We start from the raw sequence: 16,518 nt of genomic DNA on the forward strand, positions 1-16,518 counted from the left end.
CGGAGGTCGGGGACAATGGGCGCTTTTGCCACCCGGCGAGCACGAACCTCTGAGCGATGAAAGCCCTCGACGACTTCCGCCTGCGCCTCGGCCGACACGAGCTGGTGCCGATCATGATCGGCGGCATGGGCGTGGACATCTCGTCCTCCGACCTCGCGCTCGAGGCGGCGCGGCTCGGCGGCGTCGGCCACATCTCCGACGCGATGATCAAGACGGTCACCGACCGGCGCTACAAGACCAAGTACGTCAAGGCCAAGCAGGCGCAGTACAAGTACAACGTCGACTCGCCGGACAAGTCGGCCGTCAAGTTCGACCTCGGCGACCTGGCCGAGGCGACCCGGCTGCACGTCGAGCACACCATGCAGCGCAAGACCGGCTCGGGGCTGGTGTTCATCAACTGCATGGAGAAGCTGACGATGAACGCGCCGAAGGAGACGCTGGCGGTGCGCCTGGCCTCCGCGCTCGACGCCGGCATCGACGGCGTCACGCTGGCCGCCGGGCTGCACCTCGGCTCGTTCGCGCTGATCGAATCGCATCCGCGCTTTCGCGACGCGAAGCTGGGCATCATCGTCTCGTCGCTGCGCGCGCTGCAGCTCTTCCTGAAGAAGAACGCGCGGCTGAACCGGCTGCCCGACTACGTGGTGGTCGAGGGCCCGCTGGCCGGCGGGCACCTGGGCTTCGGCATGGACTGGGCGCAGTACGACCTGGCCACCATCGTCGCCGAGATCCGCGCCTGGCTCGCGCAGGAGCAGCTCGACATCCCGCTGATCCCGGCCGGCGGCATCTTCACCGGCGGCGACGCGGTGCGCTTCCTGGAAGCCGGCGCGGCGGCGGTGCAGGTGGCCACGCGCTTCACCGTGACGCGCGAATGCGGCCTGCCCGACGAGGTCAAGCAGGAGTACTTCAAGGCCGTCGAAGACGACATCGAGGTCAACCAGATCTCGCCCACCGGCTACCCGATGCGCATGATCAAGGCCAGCCCCGGCATCGGCGACGGCATCCGCCCCAACTGCGAGGCCTACGGCTACCTGCTCGACGCCAACGGCAAGTGCGCCTACATCGAGGCCTGGAACCGCGAGGTGGCCGCCCACCCGGACGCCAAGCGCGTGTCGGTGCAGGACAAGACCTGCCTGTGCACCCACATGCGCAACTTCGCGATCTGGACCTGCGGGCAGAGCGCGTGGCGCCTGAAGGACACCTCGGTGCGGCGCGGCGACGGAAGCTACCAGTTGCTCAGCGCCGAGCATGTGTTCCGCGACTACCAGTTCAGCACCGGGGCGGCCGTGGTGCTGCCCGAGGCTGAGCCCGAGGCCGTCGCCGGCTGAAATCCGAAGCTCGCCGATCCAAGGCCGACGATGAGACCTTCCCCCGCGCGGCTTGCAGCCCTGCTGCTGCCCGTCCTTCTGGCCGCCCAGCCGGCCGCGGCCCAACCCCGCACCCCGGCCCCACCCCGCGCCGTCGCCCCACGCGGCCCGCTGGCGGCCGAGGAGCTGAACAACATCGCCGTCTTCAAGGCCGCCTCGCCGGCGGTGGTGAACATCACCGCGCTGGGGCTGGAGCGCGAGCTGTTCTCGCGCAACGTGCAGCAGGTGCCCAAGGGCACCGGCACCGGCTTCGTGTGGGACACCGCCGGGCACGTGGTCACCAACTACCACGTGATCCAGGAGGCCAGCGGCGCGCGCGTCACGCTGGCCGACCAGAGCAGCTACAAGGCCGAGCTGGTGGGCGCCTTCCCCGACCGCGACATCGCGGTACTGAGGATCGCCGCGCCGCTGTCCAAGCTGCGCGCGCTGCCGGTGGGCACCAGCCGCGACCTGCAGGTCGGCCAGCAGGTCTACGCGATCGGCAACCCCTTCGGGCTCGACCAGACGCTGACCATCGGCATCGTCAGCGCGCTGAACCGCGAGATCGAGTCGGTGACGCGGCGCACGATCCGCGGCGCGATCCAGACCGACGCGGCCATCAACCCCGGCAACTCGGGCGGCCCGCTGCTCGATTCGGCCGGCCGGCTGATCGGCATGAACACCGCGATCTACAGCCCCTCGGGCGCGAGCGCCGGCATCGGCTTCGCGATTCCGGTCGACGAGATCAACCGCATCGTGCCGCGCCTGATCCGCGACGGCCGCATGGTGCGCCCCGCGCTGGGCGTCACCGGCGGCGGCGCCGACATCAACCGCGCGCTCGGCCTGCCCAAGGGCGTCGCATTGCTGCGCGTGCAGCGCGGCGGGCCGGCGGCGCAGGCGGGGCTGAAGGCCTTCGCGCGCGGCGACGGCGGCATGGTGCAGGGCGACGTGATCACCGCGATCAACGGCGAGCCCATCGCCGACGCCGACGACATGCTCGACGCGCTGGAGAAGCTCAACCCCGGCGACAGCGCGACGCTGACGCTGTGGCGCGCCGGCGCGACGCGCAAGGTGACGCTGACGCTGGCCGAGTCGGAAGACTAGGAACCCCGGCGGGGGGACTCACGATTCGACCTTGATGTTCCCGTCCTTCACCACCTTCGCCCACTTCGCCGTCTCGCTGCGGATGAAGGCCGCGAACTTCTCGCGCGTGCCGCCGCCGTCCTCGGCGCCGTAGGTTTCGAGCTTCTCCTGCACGTCGGGCATCGCCAGCACCTGGTTGACGTCCTCGTTCATCTTCTGCGCGATCGCCGAGGGCAGCTTGCCCGGGCCGACCAGGCCGTACCAGGTGGTGGCCTCGAAGCCGGCGAAGCCCTGCTCCTCCATCGTCGGCACGTTCGGGTGGCCCTTGGCGCGCTTGGTGCGCGTCTGCGCGATCGCCGTCACCTTGCCGCTCTTCACGTGCGGCGTGGCCGAGGTCATGGTCTCGAAGCAGTACTGGATCTGGCCGCCCATCAGGTCGGTCAGCGCCGGGCCGCTGCCCTTGTAGGGCACGTGCAGCGCGTCGACCTTGGCGCGCAGCTTGAACATCTCCAGCGCCAGGTGCTGCGCCGAGCCCTGCCCGGCCGAGCCGAAGCTCACCCGCCCCGGCGCGGCCTTGCACTGCGCGACGATCTCCTGCACCGTCTTCGCGGCGCCGGGATGAGCGATCAGCAGGTTGGGCGTCACGCCCACCAGCACGATGGGCACGAAGTCGCGCTCCACGCTGTAGTTCATCTTCGGCTGCAGGCTGGGCGCCAGCGCATGGCTGTTGATGTGCGCCATCAGCAGCGTCGTGCCGTCGCTGGGCTGCTGCGCGACGTAGTCGGCCGCCAGCACGCCGGCGACGCCGGCCTTGGTCTCGACGATCACCTGCTGGCTCCACATCTGCGTCAGCTTGACGGCGACGACACGCGCCAGCGCGTCGGTGCCGCCGCCGGGCGGGAAGCCGACGACGATGCGGATCGGTCCGCTCGGCCAGGGCTGCGCGAACACGCGCGGGGCGGCCAGCGCGGCGGCCGAGGCGGCGCCGGCTTTCAGGATCGAACGGCGTTGCATGGTCTTGTCTCCTGTCGTGGTGATGTTCGTGGTCAGGCCGCGGCGCGAAGAGGCGTGGCCTGCGGGTGCGCGGCGAAGTACTCCATCGCCGCCAGCACGCCGCTGTCGGCGATCGGCACGCCGGCGAGCTTGAAGCCCATCTCGACGCCGCCGAGCGCGGCGACCAGCGTCAGGTCGTTGCAGTCGCCGAGGTGGCCGATGCGGAACATGCGGCCCTTGAGCTTGCCCAGCCCGGTGCCGAGCGAGAGGTCGAAGCGTTCGTGGATCAGCTTGCGGATCGCGTCGGCGTCCACGCCCTGCGGCGTGACCACGCCGGTCAGCACCGGCGAGTGCACCGCCGCGTCGGCGCATTGCGTCGGCAGGCCCCAGGCGCGCACCGCGCTGCGCACGCCCTCGGCCCAGCGGCGATGGCGCGCGAACACGGCGTCCAGCCCTTGTTCGAGGATCATGTCCAGCGCTTCCGACAGCCCGTACAGCAGGTTGGTGTTGGGCGTGTAGGGCCAGTAGCCGGTCTTGTTCATCTCGACGATCTCGTCCCAGGCCCAGAAGCTGCGCGGCAGCGTCGCGCGCTTGTTGGCGGCCAGCGCCTTGGGGGACAGCGCGTTGAAGCTGATGCCCGGCGGCAGCATCAGGCCCTTCTGCGAGCCGCTGACGGTGACGTCCACGCCCCACTCGTCGTGGCGGTAGTCGGCGCTGGCCAGGCCCGAGATCGAATCGACCAGCAGCAGCGCCGGGTGGCCGGCGGCGTCGATCGCGCGGCGCACCGCGGCGATGTCGCTGGTGACGCCGGTGGAGGTTTCGTTGTGCACCACGCACACCGCCTTGATCGCATGGGCCGTGTCGGCGCGCAGGCGCTGCTCGATCAAATCCGCCTGCACGCCCTTGCGCCAGCTCCACGGCAGGCCGGTGGCCGCGTCGACACCGGGCAGCGCGAGGAACTCCGGCGCGAGGCCCAGGCGCTCGGCGAGCTTCTTCCACAGCGAGGCGAAGTGCCCCGTCTCGTACATCAGCACCGCGTCGCCGGGGTTCAGCGTGTTGACCAGCGCCGCCTCCCACGCGCCGGTGCCCGACGCGGGGTAGATCACCACCGGATGCCGGGTCTGGAAGATGCGCTGGATGCCGGCCAGCACCTTCAGCCCGAGCCGGCCGAACTCCGGCCCGCGGTGGTCGATGGTGGGCAGGCTCATCGCGCGCAGGATGCGGTCGGGCACCGGGCTGGGGCCGGGGATCTGGAGGAAATGGCGGCCGCTGGGGTGCTGGTCGAGGGGAATCATGCGGGCTCCTGAATTTTCATCAGTTTTGCATACAAAATTCATTTGTCAAGCGAAGCTGCCCTAGAATACGCCGCAACACCCCCGCCTTATTTGCATACCAAGCATGGCCGAGATCATCTCCATCCCCCGCCAGGTGCTGCACCAGGAGGTTGCCGTGCGGCTGCGCCAGCGCATCGTCGAAGGCCATCTGGCGCCCGGCGCCAAGCTCAACGAGCGCGAGCTGGCCGAGGCGCTGAAGGTCTCGCGCACGCCGCTGCGCGAGGCCATCAAGATGCTCGCCGCCGAAGGGCTGGTGGAGCTGCTGCCGAACCGCGGCGCGGCGGTGGCGCAGATGTCCGAGCAGGACGTGGCCGACACCTTCGAGGTGATCGCCGGGCTCGAAGGCCAGTCGGGCGAACTCGCCGCGCAGCGCATCGGCGACGCCGAGCTGGCCGAGATCCGCGCGCTGCACTTCGAGATGATGGCCGCGTACACGCGCCGCGACCTGCCCACCTACTACCGCATCAACGCGCAGATCCACACGCTGATCAACGCCGCCGCGCGCAACCCGGTGCTGACGCAGACCTGGCGCACCGTCAACGCGCGGCTGCAGGCGCTGCGCTTCCGCTCCAACTTCGACGAGGCGAAGTGGCAGCGCGCGGTCGGCGAGCACGAGCGCATGGTCGAGCTGCTGGCCGCGCGCGACGCGGCGGGCCTGCGCGCGCTGCTGGTCGAGCACCTGGTGCACAAGCGCGACGCGGTGCTCGAGCTGATGCGCAGCGGCCAGCTCCACCCGCACGGAAAGGCCAAGGCATGAACGCCCCGCTGCCCCGCGGCGTGCTCGCCGACCGCGACGAGCTGGCGCGCCGCCTCGCGCAGGAGACCGAGGGCGAGGTGCTGTTCGACGTCGCCTCGTGCGGCCGCTACGCCACCGACGCCTCGATCTACCAGGCCATGCCCATCGGCGTGTTCGTGCCGAGGACGCCGCACGACGTGGCCGTGGCCCTGCAGCTCGCGCGCGAGCTGGGCGCGCCGCTGCTGCCGCGCGGCGGCGGCACCTCGCAATGCGGCCAGACCACAGGCACCGCGCTGGTGGTCGACTTCAGCAAGCACCTGCGCCGCGTGCTCGCGCTCGACGCCGAGGCGCGGCGCGCCGAGGTCGAGCCCGGCATCGTGCTCGACCACCTCAACGCGCAGTTGAAGCGCCACGGCCTGTGGTACCCGGTCGACGTGTCGACCAGCGCGCAGGCCACGCTGGGCGGCATGGCGGGCAACAACTCCTGCGGCAGCCGCAGCATCGCCTACGGCAACATGGTGCACAACGTCGAGCGCATCGCCGCCTGGATGGCCGACGGCCGCGCGCTCGACTTCGGCCCGCTGGCCACGCTGGGCGCGGCCGAGCGCGAGATCGCCGAGTTCGTGCGCGGCCTGGCCGAAGCGGTCGCGCCGGAGATCGACGCGAACTGGCCCACGGTGATGCGGCGCGTGGCCGGCTACAACCTCGACATCTTCCGGCCGCGCAGCGAGCGCCCCTACACCGCCGACGGCGGCGTCAACCTCGCGCACCTGCTGGTGGGCGCCGAGGGCACGCTGGCGCTGACGCGCAGCCTGACGCTGAGGCTCGCGCCGCTGCCCGCGCACAAGGTGCTGGGCGTGGTGAACTTCGCGCGCTTCCACACCGCGATGGATTCGGCGCAGCACATCGTCAAGCTCGGCCCGAGCGCGGTGGAACTGGTCGACCGCACGATGATCGAGCTGGCGCGCGCCAACCCGGCGTTCCGCCCGGTGATCGAGACGGCGCTGATCGGCGCGCCGGACGCGATCCTGCTGGTGGAGTTCGGCGGCGACGACCGCGCGGCGCTGTTGAAGCAGCTTGCCGCGCTGGTCGAGCTGATGGCCGACCTGGGCCTGCCCGGCAGCGTCGTCGAGATGCCGCAGGAGGCGGCGCAGAAGGCGCTGTGGGAGGTGCGCAAGGCGGGCCTGAACATCATGATGAGCCTGAAGGGCGACGGCAAGCCGGTCAGCTTCATCGAGGACTGCGCGGTGCCGCTCGAGCACCTGGCCGAGTACACCGACGCGCTCACCGCGGTGTTCGCGAAGCACGGCACGCGCGGCACCTGGTACGCGCACGCCTCGGTGGGCACGCTGCACGTGCGGCCCATCCTCGACATGCGGCGCGACGGCGCCGTGAAGATGCGCGCCATCGCCGAGGAGGCCGCCGCGCTGGTGCGCCGCTACCGTGGCGCCTACAGCGGCGAGCACGGCGACGGCCTGTGCCGCGGCGAGTGGATCCGCTGGCAGTTCGGGCCGCGCATCGACGACGCCTTCCGCGCCCTCAAGCAGCGGCTCGACCCGGGCAACCTGTTCAACCCCGGCAAGATCGTCGACCCGCCGAAGATGGACGACGCGCGGCTGTTCCGCTTTCCGCCCGTGTACAGGACGATCCCGCTGACGCCGGTGCTCGACTGGTCGGCGTGGAACGTGCGCAACGACGCCGTCACCGAAGCCACCACCGCGCCCGGCACCGGCGGCGACGACACCGGCGGCCTGGCCAAGGCCGTCGAGATGTGCAACAACAACGGCCACTGCCGCAAGTTCGACGCCGGCACCATGTGCCCGAGCTACCGCGTCACGCGCGACGAGCAGCACGTCACGCGCGGCCGCGCCAACACGCTGCGCCTGGCGCTGTCGGGCCAGCTCGGGGACGAGGCGCTGGACGGCGCGGCGGTGCGCGCCGCGCTCGACCTGTGCGTCTCCTGCAAGGGCTGCAAGCGCGACTGCCCCACCGGCGTGGACATGGCGCGGCTGAAGGTCGAGGCCACCGCCGCCTACAAGCGGCGCCACGGCCACACGCTGCGCGACCGGCTGATCGCCCACCTGCCGCGCTACGCGCGCTTCGCCAGCGCGCTGCCGTGGCTGTTCAACCTGCCCGAATCGGCGAAACAGCGCGTGCCGCTGCTGGCGCGCTGGAGCGAGCGCGCGCTGGGCTTCGCCGCCGCGCGCAGCCTGCCGCGCTGGCGGCGCGACACCGTGCGGCACGAGGCGGCGGGCTACGGGCTGGCAAGCGCGGCGCAGGCGCTCGCGGCGGACAAGTCCGTGCTGCTGTGGGTCGACACCTTCAACGGCCATTTCGAGAGCGAGAACGCGCGCGACGCGGTGCGCGTGCTGCGCGCCGCCGGCTACGCGGTGCACGTGCCGGGGCTGCGGGGCGAGCCGTTGTGCTGCGGCCGCACCTACCTGGCCACCGGCATGCCCGAGCGCGCCAAGGCGTCGGCCGGCGCGCTGGTGGCGGCGCTGGCGCCGTTCGCGGCGCGCGGCATCGCGATCGTCGGCCTGGAGCCCTCGTGCCTGCTGAGCCTGCGCGACGAGGCCCTGGTGATGGGCCTGGGCGACGCGGCCGCCGCCGTGGCCGCGCAGGCCCTGACCTTCGAGGAATTCCTCGCCCGCGAGGCCCGCGCCGGGCGCTTCGCGCCGGAATTCGAGGCGGCGAGCCGGCCGATCAAGGTGCACGGCCACTGCCACCAGAAGGCCTTCGGCGCGATGGCGCCGGTGCTGGAGGTGCTCGGGCTGATCCCCGGCGCCAGCCCCGAGCTGATCGAATCGTCCTGCTGCGGCATGGCCGGCAGCTTCGGTTACGAGGCCGAGCACCACGCGGTGTCCATGCAGATGGCCGAGCTGTCGCTGCTGCCGGCCGTGCGCGCGGCCGGCGACGCCTGGATCGTGGCCGACGGCGCCAGTTGCCGCCACCAGATCGCCGACGGCGCACGGCGCGAGGCGCTGCACGTGGCGCGCGTGCTGGCGGCGCACCTGGCGCCGAAACCCGGCGTTTGACGGAGAACAACCCGGCCCCATCGAACCCGGGGGTTTACGTAGTTTCCGGCATGGCGCCCGGCGGCGCGCTGCCCACAATCGCGCCACCTCTTTCCCGCCCTCTCGAAAGGACGATCTCATGAAGCGACTGCTGACGGCCGCCCTGGCCACCTTCGCCGCCACGGCGGTGTTCGCCGAGTACCCGGACAAGCCGATCACCGTGGTCGTGCCCTTCGCGGCCGGCGGCCCCACCGACAAGGTGGCGCGCGACCTCGGTGTGGTGCTGGGCCAGCAGCTCAAGCAGACCGTGATCATCGAGAACGTCGGCGGCGCCGGCGGCACGCTGGGCGCGGCCAAGGTCGCCAAGTCGGCCGCCGACGGCTACACGCTGCTGCTGCACCACGTCGGCATGGCCACCTCGCCGGCGCTGTACCGCAAGCTGCCCTACGACACGCTGGGCGACTTCGAGTACCTGGGCCTCATCAACGAGGTGCCTATGACGCTGGTGGGCCGCCCGACGCTGCCGGCCGCCAACTACGCCGAGCTGGTGAAGTGGCTGGAGGCCAACAAGGGCAAGGTCAACCTCGCCAACGCCGGCCTGGGCGCGGCCTCGCACCTGTGCGGCCTGCTGTTCCAGCAGAGCCTGAAGATGGAAATGACCACCGTGCCCTACAAGGGCACCGGCCCGGCGATGACCGACCTGCTCGGCGGCCAGGTCGACATCATGTGCGACCAGACCACCAACACCACCAGCCAGATCGAAGGCGGCAAGGTCAAGGCCTTCGCGGTGACGACGCTGGCGCCGCTGAAGACCCCGGCGCTGGCCAAGCTGCCGACGCTCGACAGCCAGGGCCTGAAGGGCTTCAACGTGACCATCTGGCACGGCCTGTACGCGCCCAAGGGCACGCCGGCGGCGGCGGTGGAGAAGATCAACAAGGCGCTGCAGGCTTCGCTGAAGGACGCCGACTTCATCAAGAAGCAGGAAGCGCTGGGCGCGGTGGTCGTCGCCGACGGCCGCGTCGGCTCGGCCGAGCACAAGAAGTTCGTCGCCGCCGAGATCGCCAAGTGGGGTCCGGCCATCAAGGCGGCCGGCCAGTACGCCGACTGAGCGTCGGGCACGCCACGTCGAAGGGCCGCCTCGGGCGGCCCTTTTTGTTCACGCGCGCAGCGTGATCGGGATCGTCACCGGCCCGTCGTTGACCAGGTGCACCTGCATGTCGGCGCCGAACTCGCCGGCCTCGACCTGCGGATGCGTCGCGCGCGCCGTGGCGAGCACACGCTCGTAGAGCCGGCGGCCCAGCTCGGGCCCGGCCGCGCCGCTGAAGCCCGGGCGGTTGCCGCTGGTGGTGTCGGCGGCCAGCGTGAACTGGCTGACCACCAGCAGGCCGCCGCCCACGTCGGCGAGGCTGCGGTTCATCTTGCCGGCGGCGTCGGAGAAGACGCGCAGCTTCAGCACCTTGGCGAGCAGCTTGTCGGCGACGGCCTCGCCGTCGCCGGGCTCGGCGCACACCAGCATCAGCAGGCCCGGGCCGATCGCGCCGGTGACGCGGCCGGCGACTTCGACGCGCGCCGACGAGACGCGCTGCAGCAGCGCGATCACGGCGGGTCCTCGACGTCGTTGTTGTGCGCTTCCACGTCGCTCGGCAGCAACTGGATCGAGGCGCGCAGCCCCGGCACCGCGCTCATCAGCGCCTGCTCGACGTCGGTTCGCAGCGCGGCGGCGCGGCCCAGCGTCCAGCCGGCCGGCATGTGCATGTGCAGGTCGACGAAGCGGCGCTGGCCGGCGCGCCGCGTCACCAGGTGGTCGAAGCGGATCGTCGGGTGCGCGAACTGCGCCAGCGTCGTGTCGATCTGCTGGCGCACCGACGGCTCGACGGCGGTGTCCATCAGCCCGTCGACCGAGCGCCGCGCCAGGCGCAGGCCTTCGCGCAGGATGTTCAGCGCCACGCAAGCGGCCAGCAGCGGGTCGAGCCACAGCCAGCCGGTCAGCGGCACCAGCAGCAGGCCGGCCACCACGCCGGCCGAGGTGTAGACGTCGGTGAAGAGGTGGCGCGCGTCGGCCTCCAGCGCGATCGAGCGCTGCTCGCGCGAGGCCGCCAGCATGCGCCAGGCCAGCACGCCGTTGAGCAGCGAGCTGGCGGCCGACAGCGCCAGGCCCCAGCCGAGCTGATCGATGGGCTGCGGGTGCGCGAAGCGCTGCGCCGCCGCCCAGACGATGCCCAGCGCCGCGCCGACGATCAGCAGCCCCTCGAAGCCGCTGGAGAAGTACTCGGCCTTGCCGTGGCCGAACGGATGGCCCTCGTCGGCCGGGCGCGCGGCGATCGTCACCATCAGCAGCGCGAACAGCGCCGCGGCGAGGTTGACGAAGGACTCCATCGCGTCGGAGATCAGGCTCACCGAGCCGGTGAGCCAGCCCGCACCGCTCTTCATCGCGATGGTGGCCACGGCGACCGCCACCGACAGCTTGAGCAGGGTCTTCGCCTGCACCGGCGCGCTCAAGAGAGCGTGACGCGCGCGAACCTGCGCTTGCCGACCTGCACGACGAAGCTGCCGCGCTCGAGCTTCAGGCCCTTGTCGCTGACCACCACGCCGTCGATGCGCACGCCGCCGCCTTCGACCAGGCGCAGCGCCTCGCTGCTCGACGGCGCCAGCCCGGCCTGCTTGAGCAGCGCGCCGATGCCCAGCGGCGCGCCGCCGAGCGCCAGTTCGGGAATGTCGTCGGGAATGCCGCCGCGCGCGCGGTTCTCGAAGTCGGCCTGCGCCGCGTCGGCGGCGGCCGCGCTGTGGAAGCGCGTGGTGATCTCCCTGGCGAGCATCACCTTGGCTTCCTTCGGGTTGCGGCCGGCCTCGACCTCGGCCCTGAGCTTCGCGATCTCGGCCTCGCTGCGGAAGCTCAGCAGCGTGTAGTAGCGCCACATCAGCACGTCGCTGATCGACAGGATCTTGGCGAACATGGTGTTCGCCGGCTCGGTGATGCCGATGTAGTTGCCCTTGCTCTTGGACATCTTCTCGACGCCGTCCAGCCCTTCGAGCAGCGGCATGGTCAGGATGCACTGCGGCTCCTGGCCGTACTCACCCTGCAGCGCGCGGCCGACCAGCAGGTTGAACTTCTGGTCGGTGCCGCCGAGTTCGAGATCGCTCTTGAGCGCCACCGAGTCGTAGCCCTGCATCAGCGGGTAGAGGAACTCGTGCACGCTGATCGGCGTGCCGGCCTTGAAGCGCTCGGCGAAGTCGTTGCGCTCCATCATGCGCGCCACGGTGTAGCGCGCCGCGAGCTGGATCATGCCGCGCGCGCCGAGCGGGTCGCTCCACTCGGAGTTGTAGCGGATCTCGGTCTTCTGCGGGTCGAGCACCAGGCTGGCCTGGCGGTAGTAGGTCTGCGCGTTGGCCTCGATCTGCTCGCGCGTCAGCGGCGGGCGCGTGGTGTTGCGGCCGGAGGGGTCGCCGATCATCGAGGTGAAGTCGCCGATCAGGAAGATCACCTGGTGGCCGAGGTCCTGCAACTGGCGCATCTTGTTCAGCACCACCGTGTGGCCGACGTGGATGTCGGGCGCGGTCGGGTCTAGGCCGAGCTTGATGCGCAATGGCACACCGGTTGCTTCGGAACGGGCCAGCTTGGCCAGCCAATCGGCTGCGGGTAACAGTTCGTCGCAGCCGCGCAGGGACACCTGCATCGCGTGCTCGACGCGGTCGGTCACCGGGTGAACGGGTGGCGCGGAAGGCTGAGACATGAGGGCAAGGCGACCGAGAACGGTATGTGGTTTTACGAAGGCCGGCCCGGGCAGCGCTGGGTATACTGCGCCGTGAATTTCTTCACGCCCCGGACGGCCGGCTGAGCACCGGCAGGCGCCACGGATTCTAGTGGACGCCTCGTTGACAACCTGGATGAGATCGAGCGTTCGCGTTCGGCACGGATCGAATTGAAATCGTTGGGACAACTGGAACGCGCCACCGAGGCGAGCCTGGCGCGTGGCGCCCGCTTCGTGCACGCGCATCCGCGCACACTGGCTTCGGCCGTCGCCATCTCGCTGGCCTGCTTCGGCGCGGCGGCCTACGGCATCGCGCAGAGCGCGCCCGATGCGGCCGACCTGCCGCGTCGGGTGGTGACGGAAATCGTCGCCCACGACGACCTGCCGTCACAGCTCGAAGCACTCGCCGGCCACCCGCTGCAACTGCACCGCAGCGAACTGACCCGAGCCGGCGACGGCGCCGAGTCGCTGCTCGCGCGCCTGGGGCTGTCCGACGCCGAGGCCGCCGCCTTCCTGCGCCGCGACGCGCTGGCGCGCAAGCTGTTCGAGGGCCGCGCCGGCAAGATCGTGCGCGCCGCGGCCACGCCCGGCGGCCAGCTCGAGGAGTTGAGCGCGCGCTACGCGCCGTCGGCCGGCGAACTGGCCGCCACGCACTTCGAGCGCCTGAGCATCGTGCGCGGCGCCGACGGCGGATTCAGCGCGCGCGTCGAGACCGCGCCGCTGGCCACCACGGTGCGCCTGGGCAGCGGCACGGTCCGCAGCTCGCTGTTCGGCGCGACCGACGAATCGGGCATCCCCGACGCGGTGGCGGTGCAGATGGCCGAGGCCTTCTCGGTGGACATCGACTTCCACCGCGAGCTGCGCCGCGGCGACACCTTCTCGGTGGTCTACGAGACGCTCACCGCCGACGGCGAACCGATCACCTGGAACCACGCCGCCGGCCGCCTGCTGGCGGCCGAGTTCGTCACCAGGGGCGAGGCCCATGCGGCCGTCTGGTTCAAGGACGAGGGCGGCCGCGGCGGCTACTACGGGTTGGACGGCAAGAGCAAGCGGCGCGCCTTCCTGGCCAGCCCGATGGAGTTCTCGCGCGTGACCTCGGGCTTCTCGATGCGCATGCACCCCATCCTCAACCAGTGGCGCGCGCACAAGGGCGTCGACTACGGCGCGCCGATGGGCACGCCGGTGCGCGCGGTGGCGCAGGGCACGGTCAAGTTCGCCGGGCGCCAGAACGGCTACGGCAACGTCGTCGAGATCGAGCACGGCAACGGCCGCGCCACGCTGTACGCGCACCTCAGCCGCATCGACGTGCGCGCCAGCCAGCGCATAGACCAGGGCGAGCGGGTCGGCGCCGTCGGCGCCACCGGCTGGGCCACCGGCCCGCACCTGCACTTCGAGTTCAAGGTGCAGGGCGCGCAGGTCGATCCGATCGCGATGGCCAAGGCCTCCGAGGCCATCGAGCTGAGCCCGGCGGCGCGCCAGCGCTTCGCCGCCTTCGCCCACCAGGTCCGCGGCCAGCTCGACGCCGCGCTGACGGTCGGCGCCACCGTCGCCGAGTGAACGACCGCCGGTGAGCGAACGCTTCATCGGCCTGATGTCGGGCACCTCGCTCGACGGGGTCGATGGCGTGCTGGCGCAGTGGCCCGGGCAAGACGGCGCGCCGCTGCGCGTGCTGGCGCATGCCCACCTTCCCTTCGATGCGGTGCTCGCCGACGAACTGCTGGCGCTGAACACGCGCGGCGACGACGAACTGCACCGCGCCGCGCTGGCCGGCAACACGCTGGCGCGCCGTTATGCCGAGGTGGTGGCCCGCCTGCTGGCCGGCGCCGGCGTCGATGCCGGCGCGGTGACGGCGATCGGCGCGCACGGCCAGACGGTGCGGCACCGCCCGCAGGACGGCTACACGCTGCAACTGAACAGCCCGGCGCTGCTGGCCGAGCTCACCGGCATCGCCGTGGTGGCCGACCTGCGCAGCCGCGACGTGGCCGCCGGCGGCCAGGGCGCGCCGCTGGTGCCGGCCTTCCACCGCGCGATGTTCGGCCGCGCCGGCGAGGCACTGGCGCTGCTCAACCTCGGCGGCATCGCCAACCTGACGCTGCTGGGCGCCGACGGCTCGGTGCTCGGTTTCGATTGCGGCCCGGCCAACGCGCTGCTCGACCACTGGGTGCGGCGCCATCGCGGCGAGGCCTTCGACCGCGATGGCCGCTGGGCCGCCGGCGGGCGGGTCGACGCGGCGCTGCTCGCCGAACTGCAGGCCGAGCCCTACTTCGCGCTGCCACCGCCCAAGAGCACCGGCCGCGACCTGTTCCATGCCGAATGGCTGGCGCGGCGCCTCGCTGCGCGCGGCGCACTCGCTCCGGCCGACGTGCAGGCCACGCTCGTCGAGCTGAGCGCCTGGGCGGCGGCGCGCGACCTCGTCGCGCATCGCCCCGATGCCCGGGAGCTGCTGGTGTGCGGCGGCGGCGCCTTCAATACGCACCTAATGGCGCGGCTGGCGGCGCGGCTGCCCGGCGTGCGCGTCGCCTCCACGGCCGAACGCGGCCTGCCGCCCGACCAGGTCGAGGCCTGCGCCTTCGCCTGGCTGGCGCGCGCCTTCGTGCGCGGCGACAGCGCCAGCCTGCCTTCGGTGACCGGCGCGCGCGGCGCGCGTGTGCTGGGCGCGCTCTATCCAAAATGACAAGGCCGCCCGTGGGCGGCCTTCTCGGTGCGCTGGCGCGACGCGCCGCTCAGGGCGTGAAGCTCGAACCGCAGCCGCAGGTGGTGGTGGCGTTCGGGTTCTTGATCACGAACTGCGCGCCTTGCAGGTCGTCCTTGTAGTCGATCTCGGCGCCGACCAGGTATTGCAGGCTCATCGCGTCGATCAGCAGCGTGACGCCGTTCTTGGTCATCTGCGTGTCGTCGTCGTTGACGATCTCGTCGAAGGTGAAGCCGTACTGGAAGCCGGAGCAGCCGCCGCCCTGCACGAACACGCGCAGCTTCAGGTCGGGGTTGCCCTCTTCGTCGACCAGTTCCTTGACCTTGCTCGCCGCGCTGTCGGTGAAGACGATAGGCGCCGGCGGTTCGTCCACCGCGGTCTGGATGTTGTCGGCCACTGCACTCATCGCTTGCTCCTTCGGCTCGGCGCCGTCGCAGCGATTGTCACAGATTGGCGGCCGCCAGCTTGAGGGAAGGTTTTTCGTCGGCCTTGACCGGGCGGAGTTCGCCGTCGATCGTGGCGCCCTGGTGCATCTCCAGCACCTCGTAGCGAACGTCGCCGGTGATCTGCGCCTTGGGCTGCAGTTCGAGCAGCGTGCTCGAATGGACGGGCCCGATCACCGTGCCGTTGACGATCACGTGGCCGGCGGTGACCTTGCCGGTGACGCGGGCTTTCTCGCTGATCACGAGGATGCTGTAACCCTCGCCGTCGGCCACCACGTCGCCGACCACCTCGCCGTCGATGCGCAGGCCGTCGGCGAAGCGCAGTTCACCCGAGATCACCGTGCCCTCGCCGATCAGCGTGCGGATCGGCGGCTGCTTCTGTTTTCCGAACATGGGCATTCCACTCCTGAAATCCGGTCACATCTGGACCGAATGCGAGGCAAGAACCGCGCCTCGCGCATCGGTGACCTTTACCGTCACCGTCTTGACCTGCGCCTGCGGCGGATGCTCGATCAGGCCCTCGACGCGGCGGTACTGCTTGACCTGCAAGGGCTGCGCTCCGCCCGGCTGCGACCAGGGCTGGCCGTCGAGCGTGCCAGCCAGCGTCATTTCGTAACGGCCGCTGAACTCGGGCCGCGCCTTGCCGGGCTGCATCAGCAGGATCTGGTAGCGCAGTTGATGTTCGCTGGCCGGCTCGGCCTGCAGGCCGCGGATGCTCAGCGCCGCCTCGCCGGAAGCGGCCGGCAGCAGCGTCTCGAAGAAGCCGAGGTCGGCCTTCAGCGCGAGGTTCTCGGCCTCGGCCTGGCGCAACTGCTGCGCCAGCTTCTCCTGCGCGGTGCGCTCGGTCTTGAGCAGGCTGTCGGCGGTGTTGGCGATCGACAGCGCCTTCTCGCGCTCCTCGCGAAGCTGCGCCACCTCGACACGCAGCTTGCCCAGCTCGGCGCGGGCGGCGCGGTCCAGCCCGGCGAGGTCCTTGCCGGTCTCGAAGGCCCACAGCGCCAGCGCCGCCGAGAAACCGAGCACCAGCGCGCCCACCGCCCAGCGCACCGGCCAGGGCAGGTGGCTGCGCACGATCATGCGCGGGGCGCTGACCGACAGGCGGCGTCGCAGGAGTTTCCAACGCATGTCAGT

Annotated in this window: 15 protein-coding genes; 7 read left to right on the forward strand and 8 right to left on the reverse strand. The window is 71.3% G+C overall.

The window, feature by feature from the left end:
- Positions 1-56 precede the first annotated feature (56 nt).
- Together QM792_RS16600 and QM792_RS16605 are read left to right on the forward strand one after the other, a co-directional pair.
- Entirely contained in the window at positions 57-1,325 is a 1,269-nt protein-coding gene (locus tag QM792_RS16600; RefSeq protein ID WP_415151210.1) for a nitronate monooxygenase, read from the forward strand.
- 30 nt (positions 1,326-1,355) lie between these two features.
- The gene (locus QM792_RS16605) at positions 1,356-2,447 is read left to right on the forward strand and encodes a S1C family serine protease (RefSeq protein ID WP_415151211.1); all 1,092 of its coding nucleotides are present in this window, start codon (positions 1,356-1,358) and stop codon (positions 2,445-2,447) included.
- Between the two features lie 18 nt (positions 2,448-2,465).
- Here the strand turns inward: QM792_RS16605 and QM792_RS16610 are convergent, their stop codons facing one another.
- Both QM792_RS16610 and QM792_RS16615 read right to left on the reverse strand, forming a co-directional pair.
- A complete protein-coding gene (locus QM792_RS16610) occupies positions 2,466-3,440 on the reverse strand; it encodes a Bug family tripartite tricarboxylate transporter substrate binding protein (protein WP_415151212.1) in 975 nt (324 codons plus the stop codon).
- A 32-nt stretch (positions 3,441-3,472) separates the two neighbouring features.
- Entirely contained in the window at positions 3,473-4,714 is a 1,242-nt protein-coding gene (locus tag QM792_RS16615) for a pyridoxal-phosphate-dependent aminotransferase family protein (protein WP_415151213.1), read from the reverse strand.
- A 103-nt stretch (positions 4,715-4,817) separates the two neighbouring features.
- Here QM792_RS16615 and QM792_RS16620 point away from each other — a divergent pair, with 103 nt between their 5' ends.
- The 3 genes from QM792_RS16620 to QM792_RS16630 all read left to right on the forward strand — a co-directional run bounded on the left by QM792_RS16620 (position 4,818) and on the right by QM792_RS16630 (position 9,611).
- Positions 4,818-5,510 (forward strand): GntR family transcriptional regulator, encoded by a 693-nt coding sequence (locus tag QM792_RS16620; protein ID WP_415151214.1) that lies wholly within the window; start codon positions 4,818-4,820, stop codon positions 5,508-5,510.
- Entirely contained in the window at positions 5,507-8,524 is a 3,018-nt protein-coding gene (locus tag QM792_RS16625; RefSeq protein ID WP_415151215.1) for an FAD-binding and (Fe-S)-binding domain-containing protein, read from the forward strand. Before QM792_RS16620 ends, QM792_RS16625 begins: the two co-directional genes overlap by 4 nt.
- Positions 8,525-8,642: 118 nt before the next feature.
- On the forward strand, positions 8,643-9,611 hold the full coding sequence (locus tag QM792_RS16630) for a tripartite tricarboxylate transporter substrate-binding protein (protein WP_415151216.1): 969 nt from the start codon (positions 8,643-8,645) through the stop codon (positions 9,609-9,611).
- 48 nt (positions 9,612-9,659) lie between these two features.
- Here the strand turns inward: QM792_RS16630 and dtd are convergent, their stop codons facing one another.
- From dtd to tyrS, 3 genes are read right to left on the reverse strand one after another with little or no spacing between them, the layout of a single operon-like run.
- Positions 9,660-10,103: a D-aminoacyl-tRNA deacylase gene (gene dtd / locus QM792_RS16635; protein ID WP_415151217.1), complete on the reverse strand. Its 444-nt coding sequence runs from the start codon at positions 10,101-10,103 to the stop codon at positions 9,660-9,662.
- A complete protein-coding gene (locus tag QM792_RS16640; protein WP_415151218.1) occupies positions 10,100-10,990 on the reverse strand; it encodes a cation diffusion facilitator family transporter in 891 nt (296 codons plus the stop codon). Before QM792_RS16640 ends, dtd begins: the two co-directional genes overlap by 4 nt.
- An 8-nt stretch (positions 10,991-10,998) precedes the next feature.
- Positions 10,999-12,234 carry a tyrosine--tRNA ligase gene (tyrS, locus tag QM792_RS16645; protein WP_415151219.1) on the reverse strand — a complete coding sequence of 412 codons (1,236 nt, stop codon included), beginning with the start codon at positions 12,232-12,234 and terminating at the stop codon, positions 10,999-11,001.
- A 198-nt stretch (positions 12,235-12,432) separates the two neighbouring features.
- Between tyrS and QM792_RS16650 the strand changes: the two genes are divergently transcribed.
- Together QM792_RS16650 and QM792_RS16655 are read left to right on the forward strand one after the other, a co-directional pair.
- Entirely contained in the window at positions 12,433-13,809 is a 1,377-nt protein-coding gene (locus QM792_RS16650) for a peptidoglycan DD-metalloendopeptidase family protein (RefSeq protein ID WP_415151220.1), read from the forward strand.
- Between the two features lie 10 nt (positions 13,810-13,819).
- Positions 13,820-14,926, forward strand: a complete 1,107-nt coding sequence (locus QM792_RS16655) for an anhydro-N-acetylmuramic acid kinase (RefSeq protein ID WP_415151221.1) — start codon at positions 13,820-13,822, stop codon at positions 14,924-14,926.
- A gap of 49 nt (positions 14,927-14,975) precedes the next feature.
- Here the strand turns inward: QM792_RS16655 and erpA are convergent, their stop codons facing one another.
- The 3 genes from erpA to QM792_RS16670 are packed head-to-tail and all read right to left on the reverse strand — an operon-like array spanning position 14,976 to position 16,512.
- Positions 14,976-15,350: an iron-sulfur cluster insertion protein ErpA gene (gene erpA, locus QM792_RS16660; RefSeq protein ID WP_415151222.1), complete on the reverse strand. Its 375-nt coding sequence runs from the start codon at positions 15,348-15,350 to the stop codon at positions 14,976-14,978.
- 37 nt (positions 15,351-15,387) lie between these two features.
- Positions 15,388-15,780, reverse strand: coding sequence for a bactofilin family protein (locus QM792_RS16665; protein WP_415151223.1), 393 nt, complete (start codon positions 15,778-15,780; stop codon positions 15,388-15,390).
- Between the two features lie 24 nt (positions 15,781-15,804).
- Positions 15,805-16,512, reverse strand: a complete 708-nt coding sequence (locus QM792_RS16670) for a DUF6776 family protein (protein WP_415151224.1) — start codon at positions 16,510-16,512, stop codon at positions 15,805-15,807.
- Positions 16,513-16,518 lie beyond the last annotated feature (6 nt).

The sequence above is a fragment of the Piscinibacter sp. genome (assembly GCF_047600445.1).
Lineage (GTDB): Bacteria > Pseudomonadota > Gammaproteobacteria > Burkholderiales > Burkholderiaceae_C > Piscinibacter.

Bases quoted from the DNA above. Each gene is read 5' to 3' on its own strand.
- QM792_RS16600 (WP_415151210.1), top strand. From the start codon at position 57: ATGAAAGCCCTCGACGACTTCCGCCTGCGCCTCGGCCGACACGAGCTG.
- QM792_RS16605 (WP_415151211.1), top strand. From the start codon at position 1,356: ATGAGACCTTCCCCCGCGCGGCTTGCAGCCCTGCTGCTGCCCGTCCTT.
- QM792_RS16610 (WP_415151212.1), bottom strand. From the start codon at position 3,440: ATGCAACGCCGTTCGATCCTGAAAGCCGGCGCCGCCTCGGCCGCCGCG.
- QM792_RS16615 (WP_415151213.1), bottom strand. From the start codon at position 4,714: ATGATTCCCCTCGACCAGCACCCCAGCGGCCGCCATTTCCTCCAGATC.
- QM792_RS16620 (WP_415151214.1), top strand. From the start codon at position 4,818: ATGGCCGAGATCATCTCCATCCCCCGCCAGGTGCTGCACCAGGAGGTT.
- QM792_RS16625 (WP_415151215.1), top strand. From the start codon at position 5,507: ATGAACGCCCCGCTGCCCCGCGGCGTGCTCGCCGACCGCGACGAGCTG.
- QM792_RS16630 (WP_415151216.1), top strand. From the start codon at position 8,643: ATGAAGCGACTGCTGACGGCCGCCCTGGCCACCTTCGCCGCCACGGCG.
- tyrS (WP_415151219.1), bottom strand. From the start codon at position 12,234: ATGTCTCAGCCTTCCGCGCCACCCGTTCACCCGGTGACCGACCGCGTC.
- erpA (WP_415151222.1), bottom strand. From the start codon at position 15,350: ATGAGTGCAGTGGCCGACAACATCCAGACCGCGGTGGACGAACCGCCG.
- QM792_RS16665 (WP_415151223.1), bottom strand. From the start codon at position 15,780: ATGTTCGGAAAACAGAAGCAGCCGCCGATCCGCACGCTGATCGGCGAG.
- QM792_RS16670 (WP_415151224.1), bottom strand. From the start codon at position 16,512: ATGCGTTGGAAACTCCTGCGACGCCGCCTGTCGGTCAGCGCCCCGCGC.